The sequence below is a fragment of the Acrocarpospora phusangensis genome (assembly GCF_016862995.1).
GTDB lineage: Bacteria > Actinomycetota > Actinomycetes > Streptosporangiales > Streptosporangiaceae > Acrocarpospora > Acrocarpospora phusangensis.
In genome coordinates, this window is the sequence record NZ_BOOA01000007.1 from 15178 (window position 1) to 32553 (window position 17376).

The 17376-nt window shown below is 69.4% G+C and carries 20 protein-coding genes; 5 read left to right on the forward strand and 15 right to left on the reverse strand.

Translation table 11 applies throughout. The features are described 5' to 3' along the window. The 6 genes from Aph01nite_RS05830 to Aph01nite_RS05855 all read right to left on the reverse strand — a co-directional run bounded on the left by Aph01nite_RS05830 (window position 1) and on the right by Aph01nite_RS05855 (window position 4641). The gene (locus tag Aph01nite_RS05830) at window positions 1-180 is read right to left on the reverse strand and encodes a hypothetical protein (RefSeq protein WP_204039863.1); all 180 of its coding nucleotides are present in this window, start codon (window positions 178-180) and stop codon (window positions 1-3) included. Further along, window positions 110-412, reverse strand: coding sequence for a hypothetical protein (locus Aph01nite_RS42555; RefSeq protein ID WP_373872264.1), 303 nt, complete (start codon window positions 410-412; stop codon window positions 110-112). Before Aph01nite_RS42555 ends, Aph01nite_RS05830 begins: the two co-directional genes overlap by 71 nt. Window positions 413-636: 224 nt before the next feature. Beyond that, window positions 637-2193, reverse strand: coding sequence for a procyclic acidic repetitive family protein (locus Aph01nite_RS05840; RefSeq protein ID WP_204039707.1), 1557 nt, complete (start codon window positions 2191-2193; stop codon window positions 637-639). 294 nt (window positions 2194-2487) lie between these two features. Continuing rightward, window positions 2488-2994: a PH domain-containing protein gene (locus Aph01nite_RS05845; protein WP_204039708.1), complete on the reverse strand. Its 507-nt coding sequence runs from the start codon at window positions 2992-2994 to the stop codon at window positions 2488-2490. 106 nt (window positions 2995-3100) lie between these two features. After that, complete coding sequence (locus Aph01nite_RS05850; protein WP_204039709.1) at window positions 3101-3415, reverse strand: hypothetical protein; 315 nt, start codon at window positions 3413-3415, stop codon at window positions 3101-3103. A gap of 263 nt (window positions 3416-3678) precedes the next feature. Further along, complete coding sequence (locus Aph01nite_RS05855) at window positions 3679-4641, reverse strand: hypothetical protein (RefSeq protein WP_204039710.1); 963 nt, start codon at window positions 4639-4641, stop codon at window positions 3679-3681. 228 nt (window positions 4642-4869) lie between these two features. Between Aph01nite_RS05855 and Aph01nite_RS05860 the strand changes: the two genes are divergently transcribed. Beyond that, window positions 4870-5607, forward strand: a complete 738-nt coding sequence (locus Aph01nite_RS05860) for a GbsR/MarR family transcriptional regulator (protein ID WP_204039711.1) — start codon at window positions 4870-4872, stop codon at window positions 5605-5607. On the opposite strand, the gene Aph01nite_RS05865 is transcribed toward Aph01nite_RS05860, so the two are convergent. From Aph01nite_RS05865 to Aph01nite_RS05875, 3 genes are all read right to left on the reverse strand, one after another. Next, entirely contained in the window at window positions 5597-6400 is an 804-nt protein-coding gene (locus Aph01nite_RS05865) for an ABC transporter permease (RefSeq protein ID WP_204039712.1), read from the reverse strand. The two genes, Aph01nite_RS05860 and Aph01nite_RS05865, sit on opposite strands and share 11 nt — an antisense overlap. After that, window positions 6397-7365, reverse strand: coding sequence for an ATP-binding cassette domain-containing protein (locus Aph01nite_RS05870; protein ID WP_204039713.1), 969 nt, complete (start codon window positions 7363-7365; stop codon window positions 6397-6399). The genes Aph01nite_RS05865 and Aph01nite_RS05870 overlap by 4 nt, the downstream gene beginning before the upstream one ends. A gap of 84 nt (window positions 7366-7449) precedes the next feature. Next, window positions 7450-7989 (reverse strand): EXLDI protein, encoded by a 540-nt coding sequence (locus Aph01nite_RS05875; protein ID WP_204039714.1) that lies wholly within the window; start codon window positions 7987-7989, stop codon window positions 7450-7452. A gap of 193 nt (window positions 7990-8182) precedes the next feature. Here Aph01nite_RS05875 and Aph01nite_RS05880 point away from each other — a divergent pair, with 193 nt between their 5' ends. Beyond that, window positions 8183-9400: a cytochrome P450 family protein gene (locus tag Aph01nite_RS05880; protein WP_204039715.1), complete on the forward strand. Its 1218-nt coding sequence runs from the start codon at window positions 8183-8185 to the stop codon at window positions 9398-9400. Here Aph01nite_RS05880 and Aph01nite_RS05885 read toward each other — a convergent pair whose 3' ends face one another. Continuing rightward, window positions 9401-9847 (reverse strand): hypothetical protein, encoded by a 447-nt coding sequence (locus Aph01nite_RS05885; RefSeq protein WP_204039716.1) that lies wholly within the window; start codon window positions 9845-9847, stop codon window positions 9401-9403. It lies immediately after the preceding gene. Between the two features lie 60 nt (window positions 9848-9907). Continuing rightward, complete coding sequence (locus tag Aph01nite_RS05890; RefSeq protein WP_204039849.1) at window positions 9908-10240, reverse strand: TetR family transcriptional regulator C-terminal domain-containing protein; 333 nt, start codon at window positions 10238-10240, stop codon at window positions 9908-9910. Window positions 10241-10272: 32 nt separating this feature from the next. Here Aph01nite_RS05890 and Aph01nite_RS05895 point away from each other — a divergent pair, with 32 nt between their 5' ends. Beyond that, entirely contained in the window at window positions 10273-10827 is a 555-nt protein-coding gene (locus Aph01nite_RS05895) for a hypothetical protein (RefSeq protein ID WP_204039717.1), read from the forward strand. Between the two features lie 53 nt (window positions 10828-10880). Here Aph01nite_RS05895 and Aph01nite_RS05900 read toward each other — a convergent pair whose 3' ends face one another. From Aph01nite_RS05900 to Aph01nite_RS05910, 3 genes are all read right to left on the reverse strand, one after another. Continuing rightward, window positions 10881-11462 (reverse strand): DUF1707 SHOCT-like domain-containing protein, encoded by a 582-nt coding sequence (locus tag Aph01nite_RS05900; RefSeq protein WP_204039718.1) that lies wholly within the window; start codon window positions 11460-11462, stop codon window positions 10881-10883. 271 nt (window positions 11463-11733) lie between these two features. Then, window positions 11734-13122 (reverse strand): extracellular solute-binding protein, encoded by a 1389-nt coding sequence (locus Aph01nite_RS05905; protein ID WP_204039719.1) that lies wholly within the window; start codon window positions 13120-13122, stop codon window positions 11734-11736. A 58-nt stretch (window positions 13123-13180) separates the two neighbouring features. Then, on the reverse strand, window positions 13181-15133 hold the full coding sequence (locus Aph01nite_RS05910; RefSeq protein ID WP_204039720.1) for a hypothetical protein: 1953 nt from the start codon (window positions 15131-15133) through the stop codon (window positions 13181-13183). 436 nt (window positions 15134-15569) lie between these two features. On the opposite strand from Aph01nite_RS05910, the gene Aph01nite_RS05915 reads away from it, so the two are divergent. Both Aph01nite_RS05915 and Aph01nite_RS05920 read left to right on the forward strand, forming a co-directional pair. Continuing rightward, window positions 15570-16649, forward strand: coding sequence for a sugar ABC transporter substrate-binding protein (locus Aph01nite_RS05915; protein WP_204039721.1), 1080 nt, complete (start codon window positions 15570-15572; stop codon window positions 16647-16649). A gap of 155 nt (window positions 16650-16804) precedes the next feature. Beyond that, a complete protein-coding gene (locus tag Aph01nite_RS05920) occupies window positions 16805-16981 on the forward strand; it encodes a hypothetical protein (RefSeq protein WP_204039722.1) in 177 nt (58 codons plus the stop codon). A 9-nt stretch (window positions 16982-16990) separates the two neighbouring features. Here the strand turns inward: Aph01nite_RS05920 and Aph01nite_RS05925 are convergent, their stop codons facing one another. After that, on the reverse strand, window positions 16991-17317 hold the full coding sequence (locus Aph01nite_RS05925) for a hypothetical protein (RefSeq protein ID WP_204039723.1): 327 nt from the start codon (window positions 17315-17317) through the stop codon (window positions 16991-16993). Window positions 17318-17376 lie beyond the last annotated feature (59 nt).

Genomic DNA, 17376 nt, shown 5'->3' on the forward strand with positions numbered 1-17376 from the left:
TTATGGCGATTGCGTGCCTGTCGGGTGGTGGAAGCCGAGCGCCGGGCTGTAGATCATGAATTCCAGGCCCGGACGCAGCTCCTCGCGGGTGGACAGCAGGTCGTTCAGTTCACTCTTGCCAATGATCGAGCGCAGTGAGGTCTGCGCTACCTGACCGATGGCGGAGAGGTAGTTCTGCACCTCGGTCGTGGCCCTTCAGCGGAGCCTGCGCCCGGAAGTAGCGGAGCCTGCACCCGGAAGTAGACGACGGCGTCCACCTGGACGAGACGTTGTCGCGGGTGATGCCCTCCTGGGTGGGCACCGGCATTGTGATGATCTGGACGTTGACCTTCCTCAGGCGGTCCACCAGAGGGATAGCGGGGTGAGTCCGGCTGGACGCCCGGGCGCGGACTCTTCCGAAACGGAAGATCACGCCTCGTTCGACCCGCTTGACGACGCTGACCCCGCTGAGCGCGGCCGATAGGGCGGCAATCGCCAAGAGTCCGAGCGTGACATAGGTGACAATGGGAGTTTTTCCACCTGGTAGCTAGGGCTGCCAGGCGGAACTTGCACGGGGGAAGGCGCAGGGAAAACGTGAAGATCGACGGCCTGGGGGCAGACCTATCGACGGCCTGGGGGCAGAGCTACTGCCGGCGTCTAGAACGGCCAGGCGGCGATGCGCGCCATCTCGATGAGCGGGATGGCGGTGAACCAGCCGCTGGAGACGTTGGTGATGATGTGTTCTTGGCCCGGGGTCGTGATGGCCTCGGCGGTTTCCGCTGCGGAGTCGGGGTGCGTGAGGATCACGACACGGTTGTGGTCCTTCAGATGGTCGCGTATGGCACGTGCCGGGCTCGCCACTCCGCCGATCGGGTGGAGACTATCGACCGTTTCCGGCAGGGACCGGCCCCGAAGGGGCACGTGGGCGGTGACTGTGCCGAACTCGACCAGATCGGCCGACGATGCGCGCAGGGCGAGTGCTGCGCCGAAGACGGCGGCGGCGTCAGCGTGTGTGAACGACGGACTGGCAGGGCCGACCGTCGAGTCGGATCGTGGGTCGGACTGTGGGTTGGCTCGTGGCTCGGACCGGGGTTCGGACCGTGGGTCGGGTCGCGGGTTAGACCGTGGCTCGGATCGTGGGTCGGGTCGTGGGTTGGACCGGGGTTCGGATCGGGGTTCGGATCGGGGTTCGGATCGTGGGTGGGGCCGGGGGTCGGATCGGTCGATCAGTACGAGGGTGTGCCCGGGCAGGGCGGGGACGTTGGTCAATGACAGGTGGGCAGCTTGGCGTAGGGCGGATGACCAGCGGGATGCCGGTACCGACCGCATGGCCGCGTAGATCTCTAGTGGGGTCACTCCAGACCGGATGACGGAGGCCGGATCCGCGAGGTCGGCCGCTATGGCATGGGCGACCTCGTCGCACAGGCCCGTTCGGTCGAAGTCAGCCAAGTGGGCGAGTCGGTCCTGGTAGGACATGGAGGGTAGGACCGCGATCCAAGCCGGTGCCGTCATGTCGCCGAGTAGCCAGCGCTCGATCGTCTGCCAGGACATGCCGGTGAGGGCCAGCCTCTCGGCCGCCTCCGGCCGCTGCAGCAGGGTGGCGCGCCGTTGGGCGGGGATCCAGTGGAGGGAGCGGCGGGCGCGTAGCAGGGGCAGGCCTGCCGGGACGCGTTCCACGAGGTTGCGGCGGCGGTCGACCGCGTGGCCGAAGACCTTGGCCTGCTGGTCGCTCGCGGGGACCGGGTGGGTCAGGCCGAGTACGTCGGCGAAGCGCATGGCGGCTCCCGGGCTGTCGTACGTGGCCAGGGCGGCCTCGTCGTAGAGGCGGATGGTCGCGTCCGCAACGCCCTGCCTGATCGGCTTGGGGATGGCCCGGCCGTATCGGTGGATCCAGTAGGTGAGGAGTTCGCCGGGTTCGTCGGCCCGTAGCAGGGCCTGGCTGATGGTCTTTCTGGTGCCGGTCGTTCCGGTCGAAAGGCGGGCGTGTGCCAGTTCGGCGACGATGGCCAGGCGAAGGCGGCGGAGTGAGTCGTGGCGGGTCATCCAGTCGGCCAGTCTCGCCAGCCAGGCGTCGTCGGCCACGGCCAGTCGGTGGGCGAGAACGGTGAATCGTTCTGCGGGAAACCTGGCGTAGCCGGCCGAGAGGGCCCGTGAGACGAGGAGGAAGATCTCCCTCCTGGTCGTCTCGACGACGGTGAGCGCGCGCGTGCGCATGGACAGCTCAACTCCATTGGATCGGGGAAAGGTCAGGAATGTGCCGCCCGTGCGCTGCGGGCCGCCCGGAATCGTCCGCGTTTCGCCGGGCGGCCCGCTGTTCACACGTCCCGGGAATGCCCGTCCCGGTTATGGAATCCGACATATTCCGTGGAGAGGCGGCATGCTTTCCCTCCGTACCGGTCTGTCGGCTTCTCCACTATGTGACCTGGGGAAATGGTATTGCAAGCGACATTTACGGGTTATTGACGGGGTCTTCGTAGGAATCGCGTAAATGTGCGTCAGGGGTATTCATCAGAAGGGGGTCACGCGTACGCCACGTCTGCGCAGGGCGTCGAGGAAGGCTTTGTCGTCGGCGGGGGTGAGGCCGTAGCAGGTTCCCCGGTTGGTTTTGATCAGGAGGATGCGGTGGGTGGGCCGGGTCGCGCACATGCGTACGCGGCCGATGCCGAGGCAGTGCATGGCGTACAGGGCGATGCCTGGCAGTGCTATCACCGCGAAGGGTCTGGGTGACAGTTGGACGCGGGTGACCGAGACGATCTCCGATAGGGGGATGCGGTAGCGCAGGAGGGGGCCGTACTGGGCGGTCAGGGTGGTGGCGGAGACCGCGTACCGCATGAGGGGGAAGCAGAAGGTCAGGGCCGTCAGGTAGGCCGCCATCGGGGTGAGGAGGAGGGCGATGACGGTTTCCGGGTGGGTGCCGGCGGCGAGACTGTTCGCGGCCGAGAATCCGACCGGCGCCGCCACGACGGCCAGGGACACGTAACCGCGTGACGGGCGGGGGCGGAAGAACTCGGGCACTATCGGAGACTCGGGAAGCATCGGAGAGGATCTTCTCGGAGCTGCCGGCTCCGGTGCGGCCGGTGCCGGACCCCTTGAACGAGTGGTCACGAACGCTCAGCCTCCCTCAGTCGGCGTGATCGACGGCGAGGGCCGCGCGGCGGCGGGCGCGCGCTCCGTACACGCCGCCCGTGACCGCGGCCCCGAGAAGTACGGCGAGCCTGACAAGGTCCGGACCCGTGAAGGTCAGCAGTCCAACCGTGTTGACCAGGAAGCCCGTGGCGAACAACCAGGCGATCACGCCCGTCAGCAGGGCGGCACCCATGTGCCGCGCCCACCCACCGAACAACCCGACCACCGCCGCTATCACCGCGACACGAGTTCCGGTCTCGGTGCCCGGAACGCTCAGCGCGACGATCGAGCACGCCAGAATCACCGCCACGAACCCAATGTTGATCAGGAATTCGAACGGGAGCCGCGAACCTGGTCTACGGGGGAGCGCCCTTCTCAACCCATGCGGTGGTTCCGAGGGCTCCTCAAGCGCTGGGACGGAGAGCACGGTGGACATCAAGTCCTCCAAAGGAGTAGATGCCCCCATCGTCTCCGCTGTTCAGCCGCGATCCCGTGTTCCCATACGACACATTTACGGCGGAACCCAGAATCTCTACGCCTTTCTGACAGCCGCTCAGGTGCGGGCCATCAAACTCAAACAACTCGTGACGAAGCCGCTCTGGCCACGACGATCGTTCTCGCGGAGGTGACCCCGGTGAGCAGTACCACGACCGCGAAGGCGAGGAGCGTCGCCGCGTCCGGATGGATCAGGGACTGGCCGCGCCCGGCCTGCCAGGTCACCACCGCCACCAGCCCGGAGTAGCCCAGCACGGCGCTCCCGACCAGGCGGGCGCGCACCCGTTCGTCGCGCAACCACACGTGCCTGGCCGCGAGCGCGCCCAGCACCGCGGTGACCAGGAGCAGCACCTGGACGCCGTGCAGGGCGACGAAGTGGGGCACCCGGAAGTCGCCGCCGGTCGCGCTCCAGTTGGTGAGGGGCATGCCGTGCCCGTCGGGGTCCCCGATGCCGTGCGCCTGATACATCGGCACGCGTCCGCCGTTGGCGTCGGTCAGCGTACGGGGATGGATCTCGGTGACCATCCAGTAGATCGGTAAGAGCATGCCGACGGTGGCCAGCACGAGTCCCGCGCGGATCGCCCGGTTCAGGTCAGGGCCGCCGGTGCGCTGGATCAGCACCACGGCCGCGATGATCAGTTGCGAGATGAGGACGATCATCACGCCGTACGTGAGGACGGGGACCAGGGCCAAGGTGACCGGATCGGTCTGATCGGCGTTGAAGTGGCTGAAGGTGCCGCGTGCCGCCTGGATCGTGATGGCGGCGACCTCAATGCCCGCGGCCAGCGCGAAGGCGGTGCCGATCCACCAGCCCAGCCGCTTCCCTTTGCGCAGCCGGGTGAGGAGCCAGGCCAGCGTGCCGGTGTAGAGGGCGAAGGCGAAGCCGAACTTCAGCGGCTTGACCCAGACCGGCTCCCCGAGCAGGGTCCGGCCGTCCAGCACGAGCCCGGCCGCGGAGACGAGCACGAGGCCCAGCATGAGGACCGCGCAGATCAGCAGAGGGCGATGCCAGGCGCGCAGGGGCGCGAGAAAGGACGTCATGAGAGCTCCGATCGCAGCGACGAGCAAGCGAGGCTCAGTCGCGATAGTACGTGTTCGGATTTTCTCAAACGCTAACTTGCCTTCACTGAATCGTCAACGACGAAAGTCCAATTAATCAGGCATATCTCCGAATTTTGCAATGGATGTGAGAGTGAATGCAAGAGTGGCTTGCAATGAGATGGGCGCGAACGCAATACTGGCCTTCACCACGACAGGAAGAGCGCACCGATGCCCGGAGGCAGGCTCACCCAGGAGGACCGCAGGCTGATCGCCGAAGGGCTGGCCGAAGGTCTCACGTACACCGAGATCGCCGGCCGCCTGAACCGGCCGATCTCGACCATCAGCCGGGAGGTGATCCGCAACGGCGGCCTCACCGGATACCAGGCCGTCCAGGCGCAGCAGGCGACCGACGGGCGGGCCCGCCGAAGCGGGCCCGCCCCGTCCCGGTCACCGCGGGCCGCCGCCGACGCGCACGGGCGGGACCCCGAGGCCGTACGCGACCTCGAGGAACAGTTCACCGCGTTGGTGATCGCCACCGGGCTGTCCCGGATGACCGCCCGCGTGCTCACCTGCCTCTACACCACCGACAGCGGCAGCCTGACCGCCGCCGAACTGGTCGAGCGCCTCCAGGTCAGCCCGGCTTCCGTCTCCAAGGCCATCGGCGAACTGGAACAGCAGGAGCTGATCCGGCGGGAACGCGACCCCCGCCGCCGTCGCGACCGGTACGTCATCGACGCCGACGCCTGGTTCCGCAGCTGGATGGCCAGCGCCCGCCAGAACGTCATGCTGGCGGATCTCACCCACCGGGGAGCCGAGGTCCTGGGCGTCGCCACACCCGCCGGCTCCCGGATGCGGGACATCGGCGAGTTCTTCGAGCACGTCGGTCACACCATGATCCAGGCCGCCGAACAGTGGCGGCAGGCGTACTCCGCGCGGAGGCCGCCGGCGGATGGCGTCACTGGCTGACGGCGCGCTTGTACAGCCGGGTGGCCAGTGGCACGAACACGACCAGGATCAGCACGGACCAGCCCACCGACACCGCCACCGCGTGCTGGAGCGGCCACGCGTCGGGCACCGGCCTGAGCGGGCTGGTGTTGCCGAACAGCTCGCGCGTCGCCTGGACGAACGTCGACACCGGGTTCCATTCGGCGACGAGCTTGAGCGGGCCCGGCAGCCGGGCGCTGTCGACGAACGCGTTGGACAGGAAGACCAGCGGGAACGACACCAGCGTGGCGATGTTGTTGAACATCTCCGGTGTACGCAGGGCCAGTGCGACCGTGGCGGTCACCCACGAGAACGCGTACGCGAAGAAGAGCAGCAGCAGGACCCCGCCGACGGCCTCCAGCGGCGACGAGTGCACCCGCCAGCCGACCAGCAGCCCCACCAGGCCCATCACGACGATGCTCGTGACGTTCATGAGCATGTCGCAGAGCGTCTGCCCGACCAGTACGGCCGACGGCGCCATCGGCAGCGTGCGGAACCGGTCGAAGATGCCCTTCTGCAGGTCCTGGGTGAGCGTGTAACCGGTGATCTGCGCGCCGGTGACGATCGTCTGGACGAAGATCCCGGGAAGCAGGTACTCCGTGTACGAGATGCCGGGCAGGTCGATCATGCTGCCGAAGACGTACGAGAAGAGGAGGACGAAGACGATCGGGAGGATGATCACGCCGCCGAGCAGGTCGGGGGCTCGCCTGATCTTGAGAGCGTTGCGCTTGCTGATCGTCACGCCGTCGGCGATCGCCATCTGGAGCGTGTTCACTGGGCCGTCTCCTTGTTGTCGTCGGTGGCGGCCTGGTGGCCGGTGAGGGTCAGGAAGACCTCGTCGAGGGTCGGTCGCCGCAACCCGGCGTCGCGTACGGTGACCCGTTCGTCGGCCAGCCGGCCGAGCGCGGCGGTGAGGGAGGCGGCGCCGCCCGCCACGGGGATGGTGAGGCGCAGCGCGGTGAGATCGGTGTGGACGTCGGCCAAGGCCGACGGCGCCAGGACCCGGCGTGCCGTCTCCAGCTCGTCGGTGCTGGTCACCGAGAGTTCGATGCGGTCGCCGCCGACCTGGTCCTTGAGCTCGTCGGCGGTCCCGAGCGCGATCACCCGTCCGTGGTCGACCACCGCGATCCGGTCGGCCAGGCGGTCGGCCTCCTCCAAATACTGCGTGGTGAGCAGGACCGTCGTGCCGCCCGCGACCAGGTCGGCGACGACCTCCCAGAGGCTCACCCGGGCGCGGGGGTCGAGTCCGGTCGTGGGCTCGTCCAGGAACAGGACCGGCGGGTCGGCCACCAGGGCTCCGGCCAGGTCGAGCCTGCGCCGCATGCCGCCGGAGTAGCCCCGCACCGGGCGATCGGCCGCGTCCGTGAGGTCGAAGCGCTCCAGCAGTTCGCGGGCGCGCTGCTTGCTGCGTTTGGTGCCCAGGTGGTACAGGCGGCCGACCATCTCCAGGTTCTCGGCGCCGGTGAGGTGGTCGTCGACGGCCGCGTACTGGCCTGAGGCGCCGATGCGGGAGCGCAGGCGTGCGGCGTCGGCGACGACGTCGAGTCCGGCTACGGTGGCGTGCCCGGCGTCCGGCCTCAGCAGCGTGGTCAGGATTCGCACGGTCGTCGTCTTGCCCGCGCCGTTGGGGCCGAGCAGGCCGAAGACCGTGCCTTCGGGGACGGACAGGTCGATGCCGTCCAGGGCGGTGACGGCGCCGTACTTCTTGACGAGGCCTTCAGCGGTTATGGCGGGGGACATGAGGCTTTCTCCTCGGATCGATGAGGGCATGGCGAAATGGCGGATGGTCGGGTGTCGGCCATCCGGCGGGGTGGTGGGCTTGAGTTAGATGTCGAGGTCCTCGACGGCGGGCCGGTTCGCCAGGTCGGCGATCAGGTCGTAGAACTCGTCGGGGATCTTGCCGCGGAGCTCCTCGAAGGTGTCCACGACGTCAAGGGTGGCCTCGCCCTGGATGAAGCCCCAGGTCGAGTCGGTCAGGCCGAGATAGGTTCGCCAGGTGCCGCGGGAGAAGAGTCCCTCCAGCCAGTTCTCGGCGCCGGAGTTGTCCGTCCAGTCGGGTGAGCGGTCCAGGTGCAGGACGTACCTGCCCTGGCGGGAGCGGTACACCTTGAACATTTCAACCCGGCTGCCCTGGGTGCGGCCCCATTCGCCGAGCAGCACTCCGGAGAAGCGCTTCTTCTGGCCGGTGCCCTGGCCGACCTTGACGATGATCTCGTCGTAGCCTTCCTGGCGGCCCTCCTCCATCTCGACGTAACGTCGCAGCGCAACGCTGATCGCCGTGGACAGCTTGCCTCCGGCGAGCTCCTGCGCCCGCTGGAACACCGGCAGATCCTCATCCGAAACGTAGATCGTCTTATTGGGCATGGCTCCATCCTAGCGTGTATACGTATAAGCCTACATATACGGTGTGATGGGTGTCTACAAGACGTCTCTTGACTGGTGCCGTCGCGAGGTGTGATGTCGGTGTGGGGCCACGGTCATGCCGTCAACGGGGACAGAGCGGCCAGGTCGTCGTACGTGAATGATCTCCTTGATGCGAGCCGATCCGGAGGCACCCGTGACCGCGCCAGATCTGCGTTTGCCCGTACCCGGCGAGCACGTGTTGCGTACCTACACGCGGTTCCGTGAGGCGGGGCCGATGGTTCCGGTGGAGTTGCCCGGGGGCGTCAACGCGTGGGCGGCGACGACGTACGCCGCGATACGGGAGGTTCTCAGCGGGGACAGCAAGGTGTTCGGGAAGAACTCCTCGCACTGGGCCGATCTGCAAGACGGCAAGGTGCCGCCGGACTGGCCGATCCTGCAGCTGATCCTCGGTGAGCACATGCTGATGCGGGACGGCGCGGAGCACCGGCGGCTGCGCGGCCTGCTCTCCAAGGCGTTCACGCGCGCCCGGGTCGAGGCGCTGCGGCCGCGGATCGAGGAGATCGTCGACGGGCTCCTGGACCGTGTCGCCGCGGAGGGCGCGGGCGGCGAGGCGGTGGTGGATCTCGTGCCGCTGTTCAGCGACCAGGTGCCGACGGCCGTCATCTGCGAGATGTTCGGTGTCGACGGGCCTCGCCGCAGCGAGCTGCGCGAATGGACGCAGAAGCTGTTCTCGCAGGTGACCACGCCCGAGGAAGCCCAGGTGGCCGGGGGACAGCTGTTCGCCTACCTGGGCGAGCTCGTCGAGGAGAAGCGCCGCGAGCCGGGAGACGACCTGACCAGCGCGCTGGTGCGCGCGCAGCAGGACGAGGACCGCCTCTCCCCGCAGGAACTGGTGGACTCCCTGTTCCTGCTGCTCATCGCAGGCCACGAGACCACGGTCAATCTGCTCGGCCACGCGATCGTCAACCTGCTCGCCCATCCGGACCAGCTCGCGCGCGCCAAGGCCGGAGACCTCTGGGACGCCGTGGCGGAGGAGACCCTGCGCTTCAACGCCCCGATCGCCGCGGCCCTCTTCCGATACCCCCTGGCGCCGGTGGAGGTCGCCGGCGTCCAGATCCCCCAAGGGGACCCGATCATGGTCTGTCTCGGCGGCGCGGCCACCGATCCGGAGCAGTACGGGCCCACCGCCGGCGCATTCGACATCAGCCGGGAGCAGATCGGCCATCTCGCGTTCGGATACGGGGCGCACACGTGCCTGGGCGCGCCGCTCGCGCGCCTGGAGGCGTACATCGCGCTGTCCAGGCTGTTCGCGCGGTTCCCCGGGATCGAGGCGGCCGTGCCCCTGGACGACATCGCGTACTCGCCGTCGTTCCTGTCCTACGGGCCGCTGTCGATCCCGGTCCGGGTCTGATCAGCAGAGCGGGGCCGGGGACGGGATGATGACGTTGGAGACGCCCCACCAGCCCGCGATCGTGATCGATTGGATTCCGTAGGTCGAGCCGTCGGGCCTCCTGAACCAGACACCCGCGTAGATCTCGTCCCGATCCGCGATGTCCTCGTTGAGGCGGTTCTCGTGAATGTTCATCGTGACCGTCGAGGGGAGGTCGCAGTCGACGTAGTAGGTGTGGATGCGGTTGTCGCTGATCGTGTCGTCGCCCCAGAGGTTGATCTTCCAGATGACGTCGCCGGGGCTCTTCGGCGGGCAGGTCAGGAACAGGTCCACGAAGTGGTTTCTCGACGGGCCGTTTAGCAGATTGCAGGAGCCGGCCTGGGCCGCGCTCGCCGATCCCGCGGTGAACATTGTCAGGCCCATGACCACCGCCGCGGTCGCGGCGGCGAGCCGGATGAGTTTCTTCATTTCGTACGCCCTATCGGTTTCAGGAGGTGTTTGCCTCCTGGGGCGTGACATTGCGTTCCATCAGGGGTCCCGCCCGTTGGATAGCCGGCGGTCGAGGATGGCCAGGGCTCGCTCGGTGGTGAGGTGGCCCAGCAGTAGATCGGAGGCCAGGCCGTCCACGAGGGCGAGCAGAGTGTCCGCGGCCAGTTCGATGTCCTCGTCCTCGGCGGGCGCCGCCATCCGGACGAGGCCGGCTACCGCCGCGGTGAGTTGGGTACGGCCCTGGCGGTAGCGCTCGGCCAAAGACGGATCGTTCAGCGCCCTGATAAAGACGGCGACGCTCACGAGGGTCTGCGCCCGGCTGTCGGGGCCGGTCGGCAGCAGCGCGGTGAGCAGAGCTTTGAGGAGAGCCAGCGGTTCCGCCGGCTAGCGCGCACCTCGTTGGCGTGTCGATCGGTGGCTGGCTGGCCTGCAATCAGGCGATACGCGCCCCCGCGAGAGTCGCGTCGATCAGTCTGCTCGATCCGGCCGCCACCCTGGGTCCTCGGCATCGTCCTCTCCGTCAGTCACTGGAAGGGCTCGCGGTGCCGCTGCTCGCGCCCGACCCGTCGAGGTACCGGCTCGACCTGGCCTACCGGGCCAAGGATTCGCTGACGCTGAGCCTGACCAGCCGCAGTGATCGATCCGCGCGTCCTCAGGCGAGGATGGAGGTTCTCGTCACGCCTGTGCCTGCTGGGTTCGCCCCGCCGGGGACATGCCTGGTCGTGCAGCCGGGACCCGCCGTCAACGGGTTCGAGGGCGACGCCGCCTGCCGAAGCATCGGCCCCAACCGCTGGCAGCGCGCCGATCGCGATGCCGTCCAGCTCGTCGAACGCCGCGGCGCCTTCCTGGTGGTCGTCGCCGGTCACCTGTCCGGAGTGAGCCTCGCCGACCTCAGCGCGGTGGCCGGCTCGCTGCGGCCCACGACCGCGCGAGCCCTGCGCGCGGCGGCCAGGACCTGAACCGAAGCCGGCACCCCCGACCGGTCCTCAGGTCGATTGGGCGAGGGTTCCGCTCACCACTGCCAGCGCCAGAACCTGCGGCGGTGGCGGACCACGAGGTTCCCGGCGCGCTGTTTGCCGCGGATGACGAAATGGTGTCCGGCACCGGGGAAGGCGGACATGGTGGCGCTCACCCGGGAGGAGCCCGCGATGAGTTCCACGTTGTCGATGTCCACCGTCGCGCCCTGCGGCAGCACGAGCACGGTGCTACCCGCGAACACGTCGAGCTCGATGTCGACGACCGGCTGGGTGATCACCGCGTCGGTGAAGTCCAGTTTCACCGATCCGGCCTTGGCCGTCACGAGCAGCAGCCTGGGCACCACCCACCGACCCCGCCGCTTCAGGGACGAGGCCGTCGTACGCAGTTCGGAGCGCTCCGGGGCCGTCACGGACATCGGGCCGCCGGGCAGGTCGTGGACGAACCGCTCGACCTCCCCGAACGTACGCGATTCGAGCACGCCGTTGAGTCGTTCCTCGAACTCCTCCAGGCTCAGCCGCCCGTCGCCGACCGCCACGTGCAGCCGCTCGATGACAAGGTCCCGGTCGGCGTTGGACATCCGCGACTCCGGACCCCGCGGCGCAAAATCTCCGCTCACGCCGCAAACTCTAGGTGATCGGACCCGAACTTCCATACTTCGATCCCAGGAAAGATCAACGACGCTAGGCCGATGCTCTCGCGGGGCCAGCCGGTGACCGCACGATTCAAGGTCGCCTAGTGCGGTGTCCGATAACGTTCACCGGCTTGGAGCCGTGCGATCGCCGAGGCCAGCGAGGCGCTTCGACCCGGCGAAGGTTTGTGGTCACGGCACTAGGTCGTGCCGAAAGGGAACGGCCTAAGGTCAGGTGGCCGGGAGCACGCGGGGAAGGTCAGCGGCAGACTGAGGAGGGGGAGCCTTCGGGGAGGCGGCCGGTGGTGGCGCGGGTGAGGGCCGCGGAGAAGGTGCGGTAGTAGGCCTCGTCGGCGTCGGTGGCCTCGCCGGTGACGATCGCGCGGGCGCAGCGGCGGAAGACGTCGCTGAAACGGCTGTAGTGGGGGATCGGCGGGCGGATGCCGGCGTCGGCGATGGCGGCGCGGACCGTGACGGCCAGGGTGCGGAAGTCGTCGCGGTAGGTCGCGGCGTCGGGGGCGTCGCCGAGGTTGAGGCAGTCGTTCGCCGTGGCGAAGCCGCGTGCGACGTACGAGTCGATGTCGTACGCGTCGGGCACGACGGGCGCGTAGCTGCCGCAGGCGAACAGTTCGGACTGCACCTGCGGCGTGGTCAGGTGGTCGATCAGCGCCCGGGCGGCTTCGGCGCGTGCGCCGTCGAGGCTGCTGGAGACCGCCAGGACGGAGCCGCCGAGCACGCCGCCGGGGACGGGCTCGATCGTGAAGGACAGCCGCCCGTCGTCCGCCCGGAATCGGTCGGCCGCCGCGAGGGCGCCGAACGCGGACGGCCAGTTGCGCATCACGACTGGACCCGGGGAAAGGCGGAACTCTTCGACGCTGTCGCGTTCCTTGAACCGGGAGGAGGCGAGCATGCCCGGATTCTCCCGGTAGAGACGTGCCCACCGGTTCAGCCCGGGCTGGAACGCCCGCCGCAGGGCGGGCCCGGACGGGATCTCGTCGACGAACCCGGCGAGGTTCGAGGTGCCGATGGCCTCCATGAGGTTGATCGATCCGCCCTCGTAGTCGTCCAGCTGGACGATGATCTTCCCGGTGGCCGGGTCGTCCGGGACGGGGTCGCGGTGCCAGGCGCGCCGGATCAGGTCGGTTGTGTCGCCGCGCGAGTAGAGCAGGGGGACGTCGGCGGCGAACGGCACCCCGTACTGGCGGCCCTGGTATTTGCCGACTTCGACGGTGCGGTCCAGGAACGGCCGGGCGGGCAGGGCGATCTCGGTGATCGCGCCGCTCGCGGCGAACTCCGGCAGGTGGGCCACGTCCAGGACGAGCACGTCGAACGGGCAGCCGTCCGCGGAGGCGGCCATCTCGACCCGCTTCTCGTCGGTGACGGGCGAGATCTGCACGAGCGCGGCGCGGTACCCGTTGCGGGTCCACGTCTCGACGGCTTGGCGGCGCTGCTGGTCGACGCTCTCGTCGTACCCGGCGGCCACGGTGAGGACGCCGGGCTGCGGGGTGCAGGCGGCAGTCTCGTCCGTACGCCAGGGCGGGCCGAACGCCAGCCAGCCCAGGACGGCGCCCAGCGTCGCGGCGGCCACGAGCCGGATCCCGGAGGCGGAGATCCTGCGGGAGAGAAGCCGCCGCACCCGGCCGGTCATCGGAACCTCGCCGGGGATGTGTGTTCCAGAAGCTCGGAGAGCCGCCGCGCCTGATCGGTCATCGGGACCTCGCCCACAGCAGGAGGCGGCCGGCGTCCAGGTCCGCCAACTCCACACAGGTGACCGGCGCGGGCTCGCCACCCGGCTCGGGGAGGGCCGGCGGGCACGGGACAGAGCCCACGTTGACGACGGCCAGGCGGGATTCGGTCGCCAGCGCGGAAACCCGGTCCCTGAGGTTCTCGACGACATCGCTCAGGTCGGCGGAGGTGCCGGGCGCGGTGTCGGTGACCGCCACGAAGACGTCGGCGTCGGCGCGGGCGGCGGCCAGCAGGCCGACGGCGGTGTCCAGGTCGAGGTCCCACGCGCGCGGCGTCCACTGCTGCACGTAGCGGCGGATGTTGTCGGCTTGCAGGGCGGCGGTCTCCAGGCCGTACTCCTGCCGGATCTCGGGCGGCCCGTCGCCGCCGCCCGCGAGGCGGCGCGGGACGGTGAGGGACACCTCGTCGGTGGAGTGCAGCGCGTCGAGGATGCGCTCGACCGCGCCCACCCCACGGGACAGATGGGTACGCATCGAGCCGGATCCATCCAGCAGAAGGGCGATGGCGACGCTCCGTTCGGCACGGGTGGCGGCGGCCAGCGCCGCCCGCATCTCCTCGGCACCGTCAGCGGCGGCGGAGGCCGTGGCCGAGACCGATCCGCCGACGGGCGGACCGAAGCCGTGCGCCCGCAGCCCCCGCTCGGACGCCAGCCGCTGGGCCAGCGCCCGGGCCGCCTCCGCGCGGGCCGACCCGGCGCGTCCGGGCCAGGTCAGCAGGACCGCGGGGTAGTCGAGCGTGCCGATCGAAGGCGTCAGCGGCAGTTGCTCCCATTTGCCGGGGCGCGGCTCGGCGGGACAGCGGCCCCGCAGCCCGTCCTGGTAGCCGCGGCGCAGATGGGCGGGGATCACCAGGGCGGAACGACGGGGCCGCTCACTCTCGGAAGAGATCGCCGCCGGATCAGCCGCGGGATCCAGCGTCGTGTCGTCCCGGAACCGGCACAGCAACTCCAGAGGATCGGCGTGACGCAGCGGATCGGCCTCGCGGAGCACGCTCTCCGCCCGGTCGACGGAGCCGAAGACGCCGGAACGCCCGAGCACCGGCATCGCCGCCAGACCGGCGCCGGAAATGAGCGGATCCGGGCGCTGGATGTGCCTGCCGTCCTGCGTGAAATGCCGCAGCAGCAGATCCCGCGTCGCCGCCGGCCCGTCGGCCGTGGCCGCCGCCAGCGCACCCTCGACGGTACGCCGCTGGGCTTCGGGAACCGCCAGCACCAGGTCGTCGGTCGCCACCGAGCCCAGGCGTTCCGCCGCCACCGCCGAAGCCCGGCCCGGAGCCGCGAGCACCACGTCCGCGACGGCCGCGCTCTCCGCGATCCACAGGTCGGGCCGAGGCCCGATCAGGCGTACGCCGTCCGCCGACCGCCACCCCGCCGCCAGCGCGGCACCGATCCGCGACACCGGGGGAGCGGCCCGAACCCCGACCCGTACCGGCGGGCAGCCCTCCACGGCCACGTCGGCCTCGTGCTCGCGCGCGATCGTCTCGTACACGGCCACGTCCTCGGGCGGCGCCATCACCGTCAACTCCAGCGGCTGCGCGCACGGGTCGTTCCGCAGCGCCAGCCAGCGGTCGAAGGTCAGCGCCAGCGACACCACCCCCATCGCGGTCACCACGACCAGCAGCCACAGCAGACCAGGCCAGAGACGACCCCAGAGCCGGGTGAACCAGTTGCGCGCGCCCGCCCTGCTCATCAGCCAGCCGGTGGTCAGCCCGGCCAGCAACACGAGCCCGCCCACGGTGGCGACCCCGGCCGCCCACGGATCCTCGCCCACCAGCTCCTTGAGCACCGCGTTGCCCCCGGCGACCAGGGTGGCCAGCGCGGCCACGATCGCCGCCGCGGCCTCCAGCACCCTGACCGCCCGCGATAACCATGTCGGCCGCTCCTCGCCTTCCGGCGGGACCGCGGACTCGCTCATGGCTCGCTTCTCCCTACGGCTCGTACGCCCCGGGTGGCATAGATCACATCCTGCCCCGGGAACGCGCAGGACGACAGGCAATCAACTGACTCGTGTCCTGCCCTGCCCCAATCTGGCCCGAGATAGCGGCTGCCGCCGGAAGCCCGCGATCCGATGGACACTTCGGGTGCGGAGCCGGGTCGAACTCCGCGCCCAGCCACCGGGGCGCCCTCCGGGAAATGCCACGTGCCGTCGGTCGTGCGTGCCCGCGAAAGTCGTAGCCGAGGTGCCGGGAATATCGGCTGGCCTTCTCATAATCCGCGGATTGGGCTCGGCTCGGTTATCGGCCGGCCGGTTCATTCCTTTTAGAGGCTCTTATGCGAATGCCTTTACAGCACCGGCCGCGATGGTCACAGTATCGGTATATGGACGGCCTGTCGTGCCCCGGGGAGCCGGATTGAAGCGCAGGAACAGCCCACGTGCCGAACTGCTGACCGACCTTGGGATATCCCTCGCGAGCGGCACCATCCTGGCCGTGGCGGCCACCCTGCTGCCGCTCGGGGAACTGCCGGGAATCCTGGCCTCCATACCCACCTGGCTGCTCGTCGGGTCGGTGACGACCCTGGCGGCGGCCGCGGCCTTTCTCGTCGCGAGGAGGCTCGGCGGGCGTGACGACCAGGCATTCGTCATGATCTCGGCGTACTCGCAGACGCGCTGGCTCGCGGATCTGCTCTCGCACCTGTCCCGGTCCCTCGACCGGCACGGCATCGACCTGGTCGTGAAGCTTCCGCCGCACGACCACACCGGGCGCAGCCAGCTACAGGTCCTGGACGCGCTGCGGCGGAAGCGGCGCTCCTATGTGGGCGGTTTCCTGGTGACCGACCATCTCGACCAGGTGGCGGGCGAACTGGGCGAGGCGTGCCGGGCGCTCAACCAGCCTGTGCTGTTTCTCGACATCCGGCCATTCGGTGACCCGGGGGATTTCCCTCCGCGGTCGGCGTTCGTCGGATGTGACGCCGGGGAAATCGGCGAGATGGGCGCGCGGTGGCTGGCCGACGATATGAAGGAACGCGGAGTCGGGAATCCTGTCGTGCTCGTCATCGCCGGTGATGCGCAGGCCGAGCGTGAGACGCGTTTCGAGGCGCGTTTCCGTGAACTCGTGCCGTCCGCGAAAATCGAAATCACGTCCATGGGGCTGTTCACGCGTGAACGGGCGCGGGAGATCACGGCTAATCGGCTCTCCCGCCGCGGGCCGCCGCTGGACGCCGTTTTCTGCACCAACGACGAGATGGCGCTGGGCGCGGCGGACGCGGTCCAGGCGCATTCGCCCGTGAGCGATCTGGTGATCATCGGGGTGGACGGGAGTCCGGAGGCGTACGCGGCGATCGACTTGGGCAGGTCGCCGTTCCGCGCGACCGTGGTGCAGGATTCCCGGCGCATCGCCGAAGTGGCCGTCGACGCGCTGATGCGGCTGCGCGCGGGGGAGCGGGTGCCGGTCGAGCTCACGGTGCCGATCGCCGTGCACCCCATCCGGTGACGTCCAGCGGGTGATCGTATGTTAGCCGTCTCGGTGCCGTACATCGAGATCTGGAGGACAATGCGGGTCATGCCTGAGGACGCGCCCACCTGGCTCAGCGTGGCCGACGCGGCGGCGGGGGAGCGCTGGCCCGGCTGACGGCCCTGGAGGGATCCGTGGCCCGGCGGGCCGCGCCGCACGTCACGGTCCTGCTGATCTCGCCGGACTCCTCCGCCGAGATCGCGGAGTCGCTCATGTCGGCCGCACCACCGCCGGTCGGGGGCCGGGAACACCTCGACCCCCGGCTCACCGGCCTGGTCGGACGGATCCAGGGACTCCTCGCCGAGAAATGACGCGAGTGGTCAGTTCGGCTGGGCGGCGAGGCGGTCGAAGAGGGCCAGCGCGGCCTGGCGTACGTCCTCGGGGGAGATGCCGGCGAGGGCGGTTCTGGCCTGGTCGGCGTCGCGGGTGGTGGCGCAGGTGATGGCAACCGAGGCCGCGGCGGCGTGTTCGAGGGTCCCGGCGGGTTCGCTGTCGGCCAGGGCGCGGGCGCTGTCGGCGAGGTCCAGGTTGTCGATGGTCACGGCGGTCTCCATTGCGATCTCGCGGCCTGAGGTCATGGTGGGGCACTGACCGTACCAGGTGAGCCGGATTCGGTGGGTGACCCCCTCGTCCTGGGCATGCCGCATCGCCCGCATGTCCTGATATAGGTGGCAAAGCGCCTGGCGGGAAGGTTTTGCCGAATCTT